Annotated in this window: 15 protein-coding genes; 10 read left to right on the top strand and 5 right to left on the bottom strand. The window is 41.3% G+C overall.

Annotation, left to right across the window (positions count from 1 at the left end; all coding sequences use genetic code 11):
• Nucleotides 1–417: 417 nt before the first annotated feature.
• Nucleotides 418–1,701 (bottom strand): sensor histidine kinase, encoded by a 1,284-nt coding sequence (locus UYI_RS0106745; RefSeq protein WP_016865917.1) that lies wholly within the window; start codon nucleotides 1,699–1,701, stop codon nucleotides 418–420.
• Nucleotides 1,702–1,865: 164 nt separating this feature from the next.
• A complete protein-coding gene (locus UYI_RS0106740; RefSeq protein ID WP_016865916.1) occupies nucleotides 1,866–2,720 on the bottom strand; it encodes a phosphate/phosphite/phosphonate ABC transporter substrate-binding protein in 855 nt (284 codons plus the stop codon).
• 279 nt (nucleotides 2,721–2,999) lie between these two features.
• Here UYI_RS0106740 and UYI_RS0106735 point away from each other — a divergent pair, with 279 nt between their 5' ends.
• Nucleotides 3,000–3,902: a c-type heme family protein gene (locus tag UYI_RS0106735; protein ID WP_016865915.1), complete on the top strand. Its 903-nt coding sequence runs from the start codon at nucleotides 3,000–3,002 to the stop codon at nucleotides 3,900–3,902.
• Between the two features lie 90 nt (nucleotides 3,903–3,992).
• On the opposite strand, the gene UYI_RS0106730 is transcribed toward UYI_RS0106735, so the two are convergent.
• Nucleotides 3,993–4,967, bottom strand: coding sequence for a sensor histidine kinase (locus UYI_RS0106730; RefSeq protein WP_026085787.1), 975 nt, complete (start codon nucleotides 4,965–4,967; stop codon nucleotides 3,993–3,995).
• Between the two features lie 616 nt (nucleotides 4,968–5,583).
• Here UYI_RS0106730 and UYI_RS0106725 point away from each other — a divergent pair.
• The 4 genes from UYI_RS0106725 (at nucleotide 5,584) to UYI_RS0106705 (ending at nucleotide 9,310) form a co-directional block, all read left to right on the top strand.
• Nucleotides 5,584–6,810, top strand: coding sequence for a PQQ-dependent sugar dehydrogenase (locus UYI_RS0106725; RefSeq protein ID WP_016865913.1), 1,227 nt, complete (start codon nucleotides 5,584–5,586; stop codon nucleotides 6,808–6,810).
• Between the two features lie 770 nt (nucleotides 6,811–7,580).
• Entirely contained in the window at nucleotides 7,581–7,781 is a 201-nt protein-coding gene (locus UYI_RS37580; RefSeq protein WP_016865911.1) for a hypothetical protein, read from the top strand.
• Between the two features lie 172 nt (nucleotides 7,782–7,953).
• Complete coding sequence (locus tag UYI_RS0106710) at nucleotides 7,954–8,484, top strand: DUF2254 family protein (protein WP_016865910.1); 531 nt, start codon at nucleotides 7,954–7,956, stop codon at nucleotides 8,482–8,484.
• Nucleotides 8,485–8,500: 16 nt separating this feature from the next.
• Nucleotides 8,501–9,310: an SDR family oxidoreductase gene (locus UYI_RS0106705; protein WP_016865909.1), complete on the top strand. Its 810-nt coding sequence runs from the start codon at nucleotides 8,501–8,503 to the stop codon at nucleotides 9,308–9,310.
• An 80-nt stretch (nucleotides 9,311–9,390) separates the two neighbouring features.
• Here the strand turns inward: UYI_RS0106705 and UYI_RS0106700 are convergent, their stop codons facing one another.
• Together UYI_RS0106700 and UYI_RS36545 are read right to left on the bottom strand one after the other, a co-directional pair.
• Nucleotides 9,391–10,596: a bifunctional cobalt-precorrin-7 (C(5))-methyltransferase/cobalt-precorrin-6B (C(15))-methyltransferase gene (locus UYI_RS0106700; protein WP_016865908.1), complete on the bottom strand. Its 1,206-nt coding sequence runs from the start codon at nucleotides 10,594–10,596 to the stop codon at nucleotides 9,391–9,393.
• A 299-nt stretch (nucleotides 10,597–10,895) separates the two neighbouring features.
• Nucleotides 10,896–11,042, bottom strand: a complete 147-nt coding sequence (locus UYI_RS36545; RefSeq protein ID WP_157226302.1) for a hypothetical protein — start codon at nucleotides 11,040–11,042, stop codon at nucleotides 10,896–10,898.
• On the opposite strand from UYI_RS36545, the gene cobG reads away from it, so the two are divergent.
• From cobG to UYI_RS0106675, 5 genes are all read left to right on the top strand, one after another.
• The gene (gene cobG / locus UYI_RS0106695; RefSeq protein ID WP_026085786.1) at nucleotides 11,027–12,496 is read left to right on the top strand and encodes a precorrin-3B synthase; all 1,470 of its coding nucleotides are present in this window, start codon (nucleotides 11,027–11,029) and stop codon (nucleotides 12,494–12,496) included. The two genes, UYI_RS36545 and cobG, sit on opposite strands and share 16 nt — an antisense overlap.
• A gap of 180 nt (nucleotides 12,497–12,676) precedes the next feature.
• Nucleotides 12,677–13,306 (top strand): precorrin-8X methylmutase, encoded by a 630-nt coding sequence (locus UYI_RS0106690; RefSeq protein WP_016865906.1) that lies wholly within the window; start codon nucleotides 12,677–12,679, stop codon nucleotides 13,304–13,306.
• Nucleotides 13,306–14,004, top strand: a complete 699-nt coding sequence (locus UYI_RS0106685) for a precorrin-2 C(20)-methyltransferase (protein ID WP_016865905.1) — start codon at nucleotides 13,306–13,308, stop codon at nucleotides 14,002–14,004. Before UYI_RS0106690 ends, UYI_RS0106685 begins: the two co-directional genes overlap by 1 nt.
• Nucleotides 14,005–14,457: 453 nt before the next feature.
• Entirely contained in the window at nucleotides 14,458–15,174 is a 717-nt protein-coding gene (locus UYI_RS0106680) for a pirin family protein (protein ID WP_016865904.1), read from the top strand.
• A gap of 93 nt (nucleotides 15,175–15,267) precedes the next feature.
• Nucleotides 15,268–16,008 carry an SDR family oxidoreductase gene (locus UYI_RS0106675; RefSeq protein ID WP_016865903.1) on the top strand — a complete coding sequence of 247 codons (741 nt, stop codon included), beginning with the start codon at nucleotides 15,268–15,270 and terminating at the stop codon, nucleotides 16,006–16,008.
• Nucleotides 16,009–16,029 lie beyond the last annotated feature (21 nt).

The following is a 16,029-nucleotide window of genomic DNA, read 5'->3' as shown; positions in this document are numbered from 1 at the left end:
TACATAAAGATGCGTGAGACAAAAAGCCTCACGTACCGTACACTTTAGCACCTTATTCTAGCAATCTCATTTGATATATGAAAAATCAAAGATACAGAGCCCTAACTTCTTGAAAAGTCAGGAAGCTCTGTCTCTCACGAATTATTTAGGACTGCGATAGCACTCTTCGATCAGTCTTGAAAAAAAGAACGAATTTTCTTCATTTAAGCCAACGAAAAATTAAGGTTTCACCCCAAAGTGATGAAATAACGATAGATAAATTTCTCTAAAAATGGCTAAAACCCTTGGTTGTCATGCATTGTAGTCCACTTAAGTGGAGTTGAGCTATCAGCCAATAAATTTATTTATTGGCGGAAGATTGGGCTAGTGCAAAATATTTAACAATGCTTGTCGCCCTTGCTCCCCAATCCCTAATCCCTATTGCACAAAGCTCTTCTGGAGAGTGAGATATTTCCTATTTGAAACTGAAGCTGATCCCAGAGGTTGTGGTGTATTGCTAGGGAATTCTGATAAAGGTAGTCTCACAGTAATACAGCAGCCAGTCTCTAGCTCACTTTCTATTTGGAATTGACCCTTTAAGAGGGTAACTCTTTGTTGCATTTCTTGGAGTCCAAACCTCATTGACTCCTGGTCTAATTGAAAACCTTTGCCATTGTCTTCTATAGTCAGATACACTTGCTCTGGAATTGCACTTAAATGAATATGAACTGCTGTTGCTTCTGCATGTTTGTAGATATTTGTTAGTGCTTCTTGGACGATACGGTAAATTGTTTTGCTCACCTCTGGAGGTAAGGCAGAAGTTAAATTCAATTGAGTGGTAGGCAAAATGCCTGTAGTATGATGAAATTCTCGCACGAGGAAGGCGATCGCCATCTGGAGCGATCGCTCTTTTGGTACATCTACACGCAAGGTATTGACTGAACGACGAACCTCTTGCATGGCAAAAGAGCCGAGTTGTTTGGACTGTAAAACATAGCGATGAGCTTGCTCGAGATCAACTTGCCAAAATTTCAGAGCGCTTTGGAGTTGAATATTCAGAACAGCTAGAGCGTGTCCAAGAGAATCATGAATATTATGGGCAATATGATTGCGTTCCCGCACAACAGCTAAGTCTTCAACTTGCACAACGTATTGCTGTAGTTGCTTGTGAGCAATAGTCAGCTGTTCGTGAACCTGGCGCTCGGTAAATACTGTATTCACTAGTAGCAGCAAAAACAATAATCCCACACCAAACAGCAATGTGTGGGTCAATTGATTCAACCAAAATATTCCTTGTTCTGAGAATGATAAAGAAAAAGCAATACTGCTAACAGATTGAGCTTTTAAAACCAAAAATAGGCAAAAAACCAAAGTAGCTAACAAGTAGCGTCCCGACTCCTCAAACAAGAAGCAACTACGAATTAGCACTACAATCAACAGCAAGGGCCAAAATTGTAGATATCCAAACGTTGCCCCAAACAAAATTAACCCAATTTCAATACCTGTATAGACGACTTTGGAAAGTGTGTTGCCGCCAGGTAATATCAATCCCATGAGACTGAAGACAAGTAAAATTACAAGGAATGGAATTGATAAATGAGGTGTTTGAGAGAAAACGATTGACAGTAAGGAGTCAGCTACAGCGCAGGTTGCCACTAACCCCCATTCAATATAAAGCAGAAAGCGAAATGGATTTGAGCGGATAGGAAATGAAAGACTCATAAGAAATGGCAACTGCTGCCAACAACTGACCTCGTTACCTACCTATTTTGAATCTTTTTTATCTAATTGCAGCAGTAAAGAACAACTTCAAGACTTTTGTTAGAGTATGGGGTTTCTACTCAACGAAAGTAGTAGAGACAATTCAACGAAAGTTGCAAATAGGCTCAAAACAAACGAACAGGTTTGTTTTGTAATTGAGAAGCGATCGCCTTGACCCGTTCTACCACCTCAATCATATATTCGTAATCTGGCACTGTTCCATTAGGTACATACCCTACATCTTGAGCCAAACTTGAAGGAAATTCATTTAAGACCCGACGAATATATTCTTGATTTTTGCGTTCTACACTCGGTCCCACCAAAACTACACCAGGTGGGATTGAATGAGGATCTTTGAAGAGGATGCGAAACTGGCTGGGATTAAACTGGGAGGCGTAGAGATTCAACTCTGCAACTGAAACCGCACCAGCATCAGCTTTTCCTTGGGCTACCCATTCTAAAACTGTTTTGGGTGTAGGTGCAAATAATATCTCAGCTAATGTCAGACCATAAAGGTTGTAAAGGGGTAAATAATATCCTGTAGCTGAACCTGGTTGACCTAATACAAGAGTTTGACCCTCTAGCATTTTTAAATCCTTGAGTGGACTGTCTTTGCCTACAACAATAATTGAGCGCAAATTCGTTTCACCAACTAAGGGAAAAAGTGGGGTGTATTGATAGCGAGAGATTGCAAGAGCAGTCAAACCTGGTGGGGTAAATGCTACTGACCAAGCACGATCTTTTAAGCGTTCGATCCCTTGATTTTCATTGAAAACAGGTTCTAGTTGAATGTATGCTTTCATTTTTTCACCCAAGTAGCTATTAAAATTAGCGTATTGGTTAATAATCTCTTCTCCACCGCTATAGTTGATGACACCAACAGTTAATTCACCACCATAAGCCGATTTTGTTTTACAAGCACTCACTATTAAAGATAATAGAAATAAAAGAAAATCCCGACGAGAAAATTGCTTAAACATTATTAAATTTGGCTAAGTGAATAATATTACTTACTTCAGTAAACATTAAAGGCATTATTTCTCAGAAAAAGGCGAATACTTATTAATATATAATATAAAATATTTTTAAATGAAAAAAATAACTCAGTTAAAATATAATTTCTATTTATTTGATGTTGAAAAAACTCACTCCACTCAAAGAGCTTTCTTACCAATTACCCATTACCTATTGCATATTGCCTATGAATCAAATCGTTCATTGTATATTAAAATGGTGTGTCAAATTAACAAGAAAAAAGTATGTTAGATAACTTAAAAATTGGCGCTAAAGTCAACTTACTTTTGATACTAGTTTTTCTAATTAGTATCTTTATGACTAGTACTGCACTGTCGCATTTACTACAATACAGAGCGCAAAATGAAGTAACTTCTAAAGCACTAATTCTCATGCGTACAATGAATTCAGTGAGACAATATACACAAGACCGCATAAATCCTCTACTTGAATCTAGATTGGAAACCGAAGCACAATTCATTCCAGAAATAGTCCCTACTTTCTCTGCCATAAAAATCTTTGAGAAGTTTCGCAATGACGAAGAATATAAAAATTTTATATATAGAGAAGCAACACTGAATCCTATGAATTTGCGAGATAAAGCTGATCCTTTTGAAATTCAAATTGTAGAACGCTTTCGTAACAATCAAAAGCTTAAAGAAATTACTGGTTTTCGCACCCTTCCTCAAGGAGAAGTATTTTACATCGCACGACCATTAGCTATTACACAACAGAGGTGTCTTAAATGCCATTCAACAGTAGAAAATGCTCCTAAAAGTTTGTTAGTCAGTTATGGTACAGAACATGGTTTTGGTTGGCGACTCAATGAGATTGTTGCTGCTCAAATCATTTCTGTTCCCTCCCAAGATGTATTTGAAGATGCTGCTCATAGTTGGTCTTTAATAATGGGACTTTTGATTATCATCTTTGCCACTGTCATCTTCTTGCTGAATTTTTTAATCAAAAAAACTATTATTCAGCGAATTAGAAAAATGGAGAAAATAGCTCAACAAGTCAGCATCGGTGATATGAGTGTTGATTTTGAAGAAAAATCTAATGATGAAATTGGTGGATTGGCAGTAGCATTTAACCGGATGAAATCTAGTTTAGAAATAGCTCTCAATTTACTTCAAAAAGATGACAATTAAGTACAAGGCAGGAGGCCGGGGACAGAAGGGAAATCTATAAATTATTATTCTAACTACCTATTACCCATTACCAAGTTCAGCAAAGACTACTTAATTTAAATCAGAAAATAAATGCTGCTGAAACTTCTGAGCTTTTTGTGAATTAGGAATTTCCGCTGCCAATATTTGCACGAGTTCTGTACAAGACATATGAGGGTTATTTTTTATAGCTTTTTGGACGAGAAAAGATGCGATTGGGCCGATAAATTCAGCTAATTTTCGTTCACATTGACGTATAAAGCTCTCCTTGTAAGGTGAATTATCTTGTTGATTATCTAGTTTTGTGGTGGATTCTGGAAAAATTTTTGGTGTTTTTGTCTCCAAAATGGGAATTTCTACTAAGGGGATTTCAACAGTTATTTTGCAACCAATTCCTGGTTCAGTTTCAATATTGAACTTACCTTGTAAAGCTGTCACCCTTTCTTTCATGCCTTGGATACCAAAGCCTGTTTTACTTTGCGATCGGCTAAAACCTTTGCCATTATCTCCAATAACAAGGAGTACATTGCTTGAATTGGCATCAACTATAATCTGTACCTTGGTTGCTTGTGCATATTTACAAATATTTGTTAAAGATTCTTGCACAATCCGATAGATAGTTGTGACTACCTTGGTAGGCAAAGGAGCAGATAGGCTGATACTAGTAGAAGGTAAAATGCCAGTGGTTTGATGAAAATTTTCAACAACACAAGTGATTAGTTCTTCTAGTGATTGCTGTTGACCTTCATTTGCACGTAAAGCATGGACAGATTCACGAACTTCACGAATCGCAACGGCTCCTAGTTTTTGAGCTTCTGTTAAAAACCGTTCTGCTTCAGAAGGATCGATACGCCAAAGCTTGAGAGCAGTTTGTAGCTGAATGTTAAGACTAGTGAGCGCGTTACCTAAAGAATCATGTATTTCACGAGCTATACGTCTGCGTTCTTGCACTGCGGCAAACTCTTCGATTTGCAGAAGATGCTGTCGTAATTCCTCATGGGTCGAGAATAACTCAGTGTAATGCCTAGATGCCACGATATTAACCATGTTCATGTAGTACTAACGGACTATTTCACACCACACAGCCTTGCTAACTTGCAATACTAAAATTTAATTGGATTTCTCCTTGAGATAAAAGTCCTATCCTTACCCCACAAGAGTAATTAGTTAATTTCCGGATACGCACCCCAGAATTCAGGTATGATCGCGGGACATTGATTGAACCTTTGTGTACTTATCGGAGGGAGATGAGGAATTTACGCAGCCATTCAATAAATTTTTGAGCGTTGCATAATTCTAGGGATTTCATATCTTGAAAATAGGTGTGGGGGTGTAAGGGTGTAGGAGAAGTCAAATTTTCATGCCCTCGTTGTGTGATATATCACATGAGTATCTAGCTTAAAAATAGTGATCGCAGATCATATTGGTCAAAAAGATAACGAGCCAGAAATAGGAATTTTTTCAAGTAGTTCTCTGGATAGAGGTTATGAAACTCAGCTACAGACAACATAATATATATGGAACTTATGGTCTTCATAACGATTAACAATTCAAGCCCCAACTGCATCCCTAGCCAATTCGCAACAAATCTTAGAACTAGGGATATGAATTATTTAGTCATTTCAAAAACCATGCAAGCAGCAATTTTTTGGAGAAAATTATCATGAACCTGACAAGAATTCTTACAGGAAATTTACTTGTTGGCATGGTATGCTTAGGAATCTCTTCTTGCACCTCACCAACATCTGAGTCCGCAAACGCCAACAATCAACAAACACAAACAACTGAACAAGTCAGTCAACAAACTTCTACCAACAATCAAGCGTGTACTCTAGTCAAAGATGGCTTCGGTTCGCAAGGACGGGTAAACGTGCGGGTTGAAGAAGTGGTAACAGGTCTTGAAGTTCCTTGGGGAATAGCTTTTCTGCCAAATCAGGACATATTAGTTACTGAACGACCCGGACGAATTCGACTCGTGCGGGGTGGTAAACTTGTGCAAAAGCCAGTAGCCACCATTGATGTTACAGATAGCGGTGAAGGTGGTTTGCTTGGCATTGCGACTCATCCTAACTTTGCCGAAAACCGATTTTTCTATGTGTACTATACCGCTGATAGAAATGGGTCGCAGGTTAATCGTGTCGAACGATGGCGACTATCTGAGAATGGACTGAGTGCCTCCTCAGACAGGATAATTCTCGACAATATTCCCGTAGCGCAATTTCATAACGGTGGCCGCATCCGCTTTGGCCCTGATGGAATGCTCTACATTGGTACTGGTGATGCCAGAGAACCGCAAAGTTCTCAAGATGTTAATAGCCTTGCTGGTAAAATTCTGCGCTTAACGCCTGACGGACAAGTGCCGCAAGATAATCCATTTGAGAAAAATCCCGTGTATATTACTGGTATTCGCAACACTCAGGGGTTTGATTGGCGCGATGAATCAACGCTATGGGTGACAGACCACGGCCCGAGTGGCGAGTTGGGCAGAAGCGGTCATGATAAACTGAGTTTAGCAAGAGCAGGCGACAATCTGGGTTGGCCTACCATCTACCGTTGTGAATCAGGGGAAGGACTTGTGACTCCGTCTATTGTTTGGCGTCAAGCTCTACCTCCAGGGGGAGCAACTATTTATACTGGAAATTCGATCCCTGAGTGGAAAGGCAGCTTGATAATTGCCACCCTCCGCTCCGAACACTTGCAGCGTGTCGCTTTCAACCCCCAGTCTCCCCAACAAGTCGAGCGTCATGAAGTGTACTTACAGGGTAAATACGGACGACTTCGAGAAGCAATTATGGGGCCAGATGGGGAATTGTACGTAACAACCAGTAACTGCGATGGACGAGGGGATTGTCCGTCACAACAGGACAAAATTCTCCGCATTACTCGATAAAAGAGCAGAAATATGACTCGTTCAGCTTGTTTGCTCTTTAATCCTTAATTATGAGAGATTTGTAGTGAGCTATTTATCGCTCATTTTTAAGGGCTAGAGCCGCTGGCTACGAACTTTCACAACTCATCAAAACAAATGACAAATTAACAATTCCATAATTACAGATATAGCAAAATATAAAATACTATCTTGATATCAACATTTTTGCTTGTCGTTGATATATAGCAATCCTAAATCATTTGTAAACAACAATATCCCCGACTTCTGAAAGAAGTCGGGGATCTGATGCTCTTGATTTTCGCAAATTAAATATGATTGCTATATGTACTAGAAAATGCTGAGCTACTTTTATGGAATTATAGTATAGCCACTTACTCTAGCCTCTTCAGATAACTTGATAGAAATCAAGAAAATATTTCATACCTTACTCCAGATTAATCTAACTTTTAGCATAGTACTTAAGTCACATTTTTAGCTAGCTAATATATTCTATTGATAAAAAGCTTTTCCTCGTGTATTCAAGGTAAACAGCACGTAAAAGCTCATGCTTTGCTTGGGGATTGTTGCAAAATATTGCCACTATTTTCTGTCACTTTTTGTTCACATTTGTTCTTAAAAATAAAAACAAAGCAGTTAATCAGCACTTCTTCCAAATTTTTTCCTCGCTGGTCTATTAAACCAAAAGGTACAGCAATCATTACTTCCGAATATCTTCAAGACAATTTTTGCTGATTCTCTGTTTTTAACCCACCATTCACAATTATTTAGTCATGAATACTTCTCACCTCAAATACATTATTTCTGTGCTAGGCATCACAACTGGTATTTTTGCTTTTGGCAACCTCAAAGTAAATGCCTCTGAGGGACAAGACGTCCACAAGAGTATCTCGGTTGTGAATAGAGTTACAACTCAACAGCAAGCTCAAACTACGACACCAGTTGTTATTTCAGGTACTAAGACTTGTAGATGAGTAAGAACAATTTGATGGTGTAATTCAATCTCACTGAATAAAATAAGGCGATCGCTCACAGAAATATATTGTGAAAGCGATCGCTTTCTAACCAAAGAAATATTTTCTAACCCATTGCCCACACATAAAAATAAGCAGTAAGACAAATGGAAGCAGCAGTAACCAACAATAAATGAAAAATATCAATGTTGCTACGTTCATCTATTCTTTGCTTGTATTGCGGACTATCGGTCGGCAACGTACTGAAATGCAGGATGTAGAATTTTGTATCAATCAATTAGTCGAAGTTGCTGTACGTGCAATCTCTCCTGGCGTTAATAATCCGTTTACTGCAATTAGATGTATTGACCAACTCACCACTGGACTTTGCTGTTTAGCTGAAAGAGAATTTCCTTCCCCCTACCGCTACGACAAACAAAATCAACTGCGGGTGATTGCCAATCCTGTTGAGTTTGCGGGGATACTTGACGATGCCTTTAACCAGATTCGTCAGTATAGTAAGCCTGATGTGGCGGTACAAATTCGGATGCTGGAAGCGATCGCCCGCATTGCTAAGCATACTTATAACAAAAATAACCGCACTGCACTTCGGCATCATGCGGACATGATTTGGCGTAACTGCCAAGAGCAAGTATCCGAACAGAGCGATCGCAATCAGATCGAGCAGCGGTATAGTGTGGCAATTAAAGTACTAAAAAGTTAGTAAGGAGTCAAGTCAAATGAAAGGATTAAAAGGTAAAAATGCTTTAATTACAGGCGCAAGTTCGGGTATTGGACAAGCGATCGCCATTCGCCTCGCCCAAGAAGGCTGCAATATTGCCATTAATTACCGCAAAAGTCCTGAAGGTGCGGAAGATACCGAAGAAATGGCAATGCAAAAAGCCTGTGGGGGTATTGAAAATTGCGGTGTTAAGTCACTGTTAGTACAAGGCGATGTCTCTAAGGAAGAAGACATTGTGGAAATGGTCAACACCGTAGTTGACAAGTTTGGTAGTCTTGATATTCTGGTCAACAATGCCGGAATTCAAACCGAATGCCCATCTCACGAAGTGAAGACTGAAGACTTTGACCAGGTGATTGGGGTAAATCTGCGGGGTGCTTATCTGTGTGCGCGTGAAAGTATCAAATACTTCCTCTCGCAAAAGCGTCCCGGAATCATCATAAATGTTTCTAGCGTTCACGAAATTATTCCCCGACCGATGTATGTCAGCTACTCGATTAGCAAAGGCGGGATGGAAAATATGACCAAAACTCTGGCACTGGAGTATGCAAACCGAGGTATTCGTGTGAACGCGATCGCACCGGGAGCAACCATTACCCCCATCAATGAAGCTTGGACTGATGATCCCGAGAAGAAAGCAGTTGTAGAAAGTCACATACCTATGGGTCGTGCGGGAACTTCGGAAGAAATGGCAGCAGCAGTAGCTTTTTTAGCATCTGATGAAGCCGCATACATCACAGGGCAAACCCTGTTTATTGACGGTGGACTAACACTATACGCTGACTTCCGGGAAGCTTGGTCTGCATGAGACGTAAGTAAAAAATTAGGCTTTACTGAATAATGGGATGCTTGAGGCTGACGCACCACAGATGCCCAAACACGGTGATTTTACTTCACCACTACCCACTGCGTCACAGGCGCCATCGGCTTCCATCCCCAAAAAGCACCAATGGGAGCAACCCTCTGCACAGCAACACGAATCAATTCTCCACCCACTTGATTGTGCCATTGCAGTAATTTTTGTTCACTTTCAATCGTCACAGCATTAACAACCAAACGCCCACCTGGACGCAAAGCTTGCCAACATGCTGCAAACAAGCCTGCTGTTGTCGCACCACCACCGATAAAAACAGCATCGGGTTGGGGTAAATCTTTTAGTGCAGTCGGCGCTTTACCGTGAATTATTTGTAAATGGGGTGTACCAAGGGTATGAGCATTGTCAGCGATGTATTGTAGTCGAGTGGGGTTTTGTTCGATCGCGATCGCTCGACACCGCGAATGACTCCGCATCCATTCAATACCAATCGAACCACAGCCTGCACCGACATCCCATAATAATTGTCCCGGGATAGGAGCCAAAGCAGCAAGGGTAATTGCCCGTACTTCTCGCTTAGTGAGTTGTCCGTCATGGTGGTAGGCGTCATCTGGTAATCCTGCTAAACGAGATAACCCCACAACTCCAGGATCAGCAATACATTCTACAGCCACAGTGTTTAAATCAGCTACTTCTGTAGTTGTCCAGGAGGCGGCTATTCCATCAATCATGCGTTCTTGAGAACCACCCATACGTTCTAGGACAGTAACTTTGCTACCACCAAATCCCCGTTTTGTCAAGATATCCGCTACAATCGCTGGGGTTTCCTTCCCTTCACTCAAAATCAACAATCGCGCCCCAGAATAAATAAGAGTATGAAGCAAAGCCGGGGGACGAGCATTGAGGCTTAACGTCTCCACTTCCGTCAGCGACCATCCCAGTCTGGCACAGGCGAGACTAAAAGACGAAGGCGCAGGAATAATGGTCATCTCAGCAATAGGTATGCTGCGTCTGAGAGTAACACCAATACCAAAGCACATGGGATCACCACTTGCCAAAACACACACAGCCTGACCCCGACGGCGCAGAATTTCCTCTACAGATGCGTTGATCGGTGAAGACCAAATGATCTTTTCGCGCTGATCATCAGATGGTAACATGGCGAGGTGGCGGCTTCCCCCAACAATCACCTGTGCATGTTGCAGTATAGAACGAGCGATCGCACTCAATCCTGATAGCCCATCCTCACCAATACCTATCACAGATAGCCATTTTTGCATGATAGTCAAGATTTAGCAGGAGCCAGCTTACGATTTTAACTGAAATTTCATAAATCCTAACAAAACACTCTGCGAACCTCCGCGCCTTCCTCAGCTACCTGGTGCGTTTCAAAAATTAGATTACTTCATGTGACAAAGCAATTAGTTTTTTAGACAAACATTAATCCAAGCTTTGATTTTATCTTTCGAGACACAAACTCATGCTAAACTACTCAAACTTAGAGTTGGGAAAGTCCGGTGAGATCCCGGTACTGTGCCGCAGCTGTAATCCAATTTGGTTAGTAGTTAGTGGTTAGTGGTTAGTAGTTGGTGGAAAAACCAACAACCAACAACCAACCAATTCGGTTAGTCAGAATGCCAACTTCTAGGGGTGTCACCAAGACAGATAGTTTCTCTGCTCCCTGCGCTGCACAGGGAAGGAGTCGAATAGGTGTATTTATCGTCAATTTCTCTCCCTTGTCCTGGTCTTTTTTACAGTACTTCCGCGCGAGACGGCACACTATTTCGTATCCGAATTCCCGGAGGAATAGTCACCACTGGGCAGTTTCGGATGGTAGCTGATTTAGCTGAGAAATTCGGTGCAGGCTACGTTAACATTACTAATCGTGCCAACTTACAAATTCGCGAAGTTCGTACACAAATAACTTCTGAAGTTCTGCACCTACTCCAAAACATTGGTTTAGCCTCACCCATCCCGGGTGTTGATCATCTACGTAACATCATGGGTAGCCCGACAGCAGGAATTGATTCAGAAGAATTGATTGATACGCGATCGCTCATTCGCAAATTGGATTATTATATCAGTAACCATACTGACCTTGCGCCCCTGTCACCCAAATTCAGCATTGCAGTTGATGGTGGAGGCGCACTAAAGGTGTGCGATCGCCCCAACGATATCATTTTGACTGCTGTGGAACTCGGTACACAGATATACTTTCACCTCAAGCTAAATTTAGGTGAATCATTTACAAACACAGGCATATTATTGCAAATTCAAGAATGTGTAGACGTAGTAGGTGCGATCGCCAAAGTCTATTTGCAGCATTCTACACTCGAGAAAGAGAACATTACACCCTACCGCAAATCGCGCAAAGTTCGTCTATTTGAGGTACTGCATTACTTGGGTATAGAAAGATTTCTCCAAGAAGTAGAAAGTCATTTTTCCTACCCTTTGCGACGACTTCCCCATCTCCCCACCATATCGCCTCCCCATCCCCACCTAACTCGCTATCTCCACCTTGGTGTCCACCCCCAAAGACAACAGGAACTTTCCTACATTGGTGTGGTGCTACCACTAGGTAAATTGGAAACATGGCAAATGCACGGTTTAGCGGATATTGCCCAGGGTTACGGTAGTGGTACACTCAGGCTCACACCCTGGCAAAATCTACTGTTAACAGATATCCCCAATCAGTATATCCACGAAGTTAAAAGCAAAATAGAAAACCTGAATTTGCATTGGTCTGCAACCAAAATATATAGCGCCCTGATTGCTTGTGCTGGTAGTACAGGATGTGTGTCCTCAGCTACGGATACTAAAAATCACGCCCTCAAGTTAGCTGAGTATCTGGATCAACGCGTTACTCTCAATCAACCTGTAAATATTCACTTTACAGGATGTCCAAAATCCTGCGCCCAACACAACAATAGCGATATCACTCTCTTGGGCGTCAGCGAGGACAAGTATCAGGTATACGTTGGAGATAGTGATCATGAAAGCAAATTCGGAAGATTACTTTACCAGGATGTGCCTTTTGCACAATTGCCTCCATTGATAGAAAAAATTCTCCAAGTTTATATTACAAAACGCCGAACTCGCCACGAATCACTGGGAGAATTCGCCAACCGACACAGCATTGCAGAATTGCAAAGGATGGTTGAGGGAGATGGGGAGGTGTGAGGGGTGTGTAGACGCGCTTTGCGCGGCTTAAGGTAAGGGTGGGGTGTGAGGAGTGTGAGGAGTGTGAGGGGTGTGTAGACGCGCTTTGCGCGGCTTAAGGTAAGGGTGGGGTGTGAGGAGTGTGGCAATAAACACTAACTACTAACCAACAACCAACAACCAACAACCAACTCTTAGATAATGACCATTGACTACATTCGAGATGGAAATGAAATATATCGCCAATCCTTTGCCATTATTCGGGCTGAGGCAAATTTATCTAGGCTTCCGCCGGATTTGGCGAAGGTGGCAGTGCGTTTGATTCATGCCTGTGGTATGACTGATATTGTTGATGATTTGGTCGCTTCACCTACTGCTGTTGTATCTGGACGTACAGCGATCGCAGCAGTAGCACCGATTTTATGTGATTGTCGCATGGTAGCAGAAGGAATTACCCGTAAGCGTTTACCAGCAGACAATGAGGTGATTTGTACTCTCAATCACCCACAAGTGCCGGAACTCGCCCAAAAACTGAAAAATACTCGTTCTGCTGCGGCTTTAGAATTATGGAGAACCCACCTAGAAGGATCTGTAGTAGCCATTGGTAACGCACCTACTGCCCTATTTCGACTCTTGGAAATGCTGGATGAAGGCGCACCCAAACCCGCATTGATTCTTGGTTTTCCGGTTGGGTTTGTGGGGGCCGCAGAGTCAAAAGCAGCACTAGCAGCAGATAGCCGTGGTGTGCCATTTATGACATTAAAGGGACGGCGAGGAGGAAGTGCGATCGCAGCTGCCGCAGTTAACGCCCTAGCAACGGAGAAGGAATAATGAAAGGTCGTCTTTATGGTGTTGGTGTTGGGCCTGGAGATCCAGAACTATTGACTCTCAAGGCATTACGCTTATTAAGGACTTGTCCAGTAGTTGCTTATCAATCAGCAGAAGATAAAGAAAGTGTCGCCAGAGGTATCGTAGCTGAATATCTTCCCGGCAACCAAATCGAAGTCAAGTATCATCTTCCCCGTGCCCTCGATCCTTACGAAGCACAACCAATTTACGACCAAGTTGTTACACCAATTGCTGAACATCTCGCAGCAGGACGGGACGTGGTGGTTTTGTGCGAAGGAGACCCGTTATTTTACGGTTCATTTATGTATGTATTTACACGACTTTCTGAGGAGTTTGAAACAGAAATTGTACCAGGAGTTTCCTCACCGATGGGGTGTGCTTCTGCATTGTCAGTACCCCTGAGTTATCGCAACGATGTTTTTAGTGTATTACCAGCCACCCTACCAGCCGAAACTCTGAAAGCACAATTATTAAACGCTGATGCAGCAGCAATTATTAAGCTGCGGCGACATTTTGCTAAAGTCCGGGATGTGTTGCATCACTTGGAGTTAGGATCACGGGCGCGTTACATTGAACGAGGAACGATGGTCAATCAAAAAATTATTTCTTTGGATGAAGTAGATCCTGATCAAGTGCCTTATTTCTCGATGATTTTGGTTCCCAGTCAAAGTCGATTATAAAGGGTGGGGTAAAAAATATTTGTGCAAAAAGTCTTTTGAAGAATTGCTAAAAATCAATAAACAACAAATTATTTAGGTACGTTATGCTAAATGTAACGTACCATTTTTTATACTTTATTTGTTGATTGTAATTTAATGTAATTAGGATAAAAACAATAGTTACTTTTTGGTAACTCACTTACTTTTAAGTATCTACTTTTCATTTTGAAGACATATACTCTAATATTGAAATAGGTAAAAACCAAGGGAACAATAAATCATTCAATCATGCTTACGTTATTGATATTTGATTAAGAGTAATTTAACCTTTGGTGAAATATATGTAAAAAAGTGAGTTTTGAGAAATCTAGCCGTCTACAAAGTGTCAATTATTCATATAAATCAGTGTAGAACGCTAATTATCAAACTCGATAAACAAATTCATACATATACATAAATTACAAGGAGGGAACTATGGTTTCTAATGCTAAAACCCATCTGATTCATGATAGAAATGCACGTGGTCGTACCCAAACAGGCTGGCTCGATAGTTACCATACATTTTCTTTTGGTAACTTTTATGATCCCAATCGTATGGGATTTCGTTCTTTGCGTGTAATTAATGATGATCGTGTTACGCCTGGTGCAGGTTTTCCTACTCACGGTCATAAAGACATGGAAATTCTCACCTATGTGCTAGAAGGAGCCATAGAACATAAAGATAGTTTAGGTAACGGTTCAGTCATTCGTCCAGGAGAAGCACAAATTATGAGTGCTGGAACTGGAATTTTACACAGTGAATTTAATCCTTCTGAAACTGAACCAGGCCACTTCTTACAAATTTGGATTCTTCCCAACCAAAAAGGACTGCAACCCAGATATGATCAAAAGGCTTTTCCTATTGAAGAAAGAAAGGGAAAATTACGCTTAATTGCTGCCAAAGATGGACGTGATGGTGCTGTGAAAATTTTCCAAGATGTTGATTTGTACACATCCGTTTTAGAAGCTGGTGATGTTGTGAATTACCATCTTTTGCCCAATCGTTATGGTTGGTTGCAAATTGCTAATGGAATCGCCAAATTAAATGGTGAAGAACTCCGTGCAGGTGATGGTGTGCAAATGAATGGCGAAGAACAACTAGAGATAAGCACTGATATCGGTGCAGAAATCTTGTTGTTTGATTTGGGTTAAAGTGTAACAGTTCGTAGTGAGTGCTGAAGCGCTCATTACGAAACTTTTTATGGTTAAACTAGTAGATTTGGAAAATTTGCACAGAGAATTCTAATGCCATCTTTAGCAGGAAAAATTGCAATTGTGACGGGTGCATCGCGGGGAATTGGACGTGCGATCGCTCTTAAATTAGCAGAACAAGGAGCGTCAGTTACTGTTAACTATGCAGGCAATGCCGAGAAGCCACAAGAAGTTGTCGCCGAAATTGAAAAATTAGGTAGCAAAGCGATCGCTGTACAAGCAGATATTAGCAAAGTGGCTGAAATTCAAAAACTATTTGACCAAACTATTGAAAAGTTTGGCAAAGTTGATATTTTGGTAAATAATGCCGGAGCGATAGTATATAAGCCAATTACAGAAGTTACAGAAGCAGAGTTTGATAAAATTTTTGCTGTTAACGTCAAAGGAACATATTTTGCTTGTCAACAAGCCGCACACCGCATGGCAGATGGTGGACGCATTATTAACTTTTCCTCAAGTACAACAGCAATGATGTTACCTACCTACAGCGCTTATGTAGGTACTAAAGGTGCTGTGGAACAAATCACGCGGATAGTAGCTAAAGAACTAGGCAGCAGGGGGATTACAGTTAATGCTATCTCACCCGGCCCCACAGACACAGAATTATTCCGCCAAGGTAAAACCGAAGAACAAATCAACCGTTTAGCGCAAGCATCTGCATTAGGAGGATTGGGAGAAGTCCAAGATATCGCCGATGTGGTAGCATTTCTGGCCAGCGACGAAGCAAGATGGATCACTGGACAAAATATCCGCGTTAATGGGGGAGTTGCTTGAGGGAAATATGAATAACTGGGG

Source organism: Fischerella muscicola PCC 7414 (assembly GCF_000317205.1).
Taxonomy (GTDB): Bacteria; Cyanobacteriota; Cyanobacteriia; order Cyanobacteriales; family Nostocaceae; genus Fischerella; species Fischerella muscicola.
The sequence above is the reverse complement of the archived record's forward strand: the minus strand, read 5'-3'. Positions and strand labels throughout refer to the sequence as shown.

Excerpts from the sequence above, each read along its gene's own strand:
- UYI_RS0106700 (WP_016865908.1), bottom strand. The coding sequence starts at position 10,596 with ATGCAAAAATGGCTATCTGTGATAGGTATTGGTGAGGATGGGCTATCA.
- UYI_RS0106685 (WP_016865905.1), top strand. The coding sequence starts at position 13,306 with ATGAAAGGTCGTCTTTATGGTGTTGGTGTTGGGCCTGGAGATCCAGAA.
- UYI_RS0106745 (WP_016865917.1), bottom strand. The coding sequence starts at position 1,701 with ATGAGTCTTTCATTTCCTATCCGCTCAAATCCATTTCGCTTTCTGCTT.
- UYI_RS0106740 (WP_016865916.1), bottom strand. The coding sequence starts at position 2,720 with ATGTTTAAGCAATTTTCTCGTCGGGATTTTCTTTTATTTCTATTATCT.
- UYI_RS0106710 (WP_016865910.1), top strand. The coding sequence starts at position 7,954 with ATGAAAAATATCAATGTTGCTACGTTCATCTATTCTTTGCTTGTATTG.
- UYI_RS0106735 (WP_016865915.1), top strand. The coding sequence starts at position 3,000 with ATGTTAGATAACTTAAAAATTGGCGCTAAAGTCAACTTACTTTTGATA.
- UYI_RS37580 (WP_016865911.1), top strand. The coding sequence starts at position 7,581 with ATGAATACTTCTCACCTCAAATACATTATTTCTGTGCTAGGCATCACA.
- UYI_RS0106675 (WP_016865903.1), top strand. The coding sequence starts at position 15,268 with ATGCCATCTTTAGCAGGAAAAATTGCAATTGTGACGGGTGCATCGCGG.
- UYI_RS0106705 (WP_016865909.1), top strand. The coding sequence starts at position 8,501 with ATGAAAGGATTAAAAGGTAAAAATGCTTTAATTACAGGCGCAAGTTCG.
- UYI_RS0106680 (WP_016865904.1), top strand. The coding sequence starts at position 14,458 with ATGGTTTCTAATGCTAAAACCCATCTGATTCATGATAGAAATGCACGT.
- UYI_RS0106725 (WP_016865913.1), top strand. The coding sequence starts at position 5,584 with ATGAACCTGACAAGAATTCTTACAGGAAATTTACTTGTTGGCATGGTA.
- UYI_RS0106730 (WP_026085787.1), bottom strand. The coding sequence starts at position 4,967 with ATGGTTAATATCGTGGCATCTAGGCATTACACTGAGTTATTCTCGACC.
- UYI_RS0106690 (WP_016865906.1), top strand. The coding sequence starts at position 12,677 with ATGACCATTGACTACATTCGAGATGGAAATGAAATATATCGCCAATCC.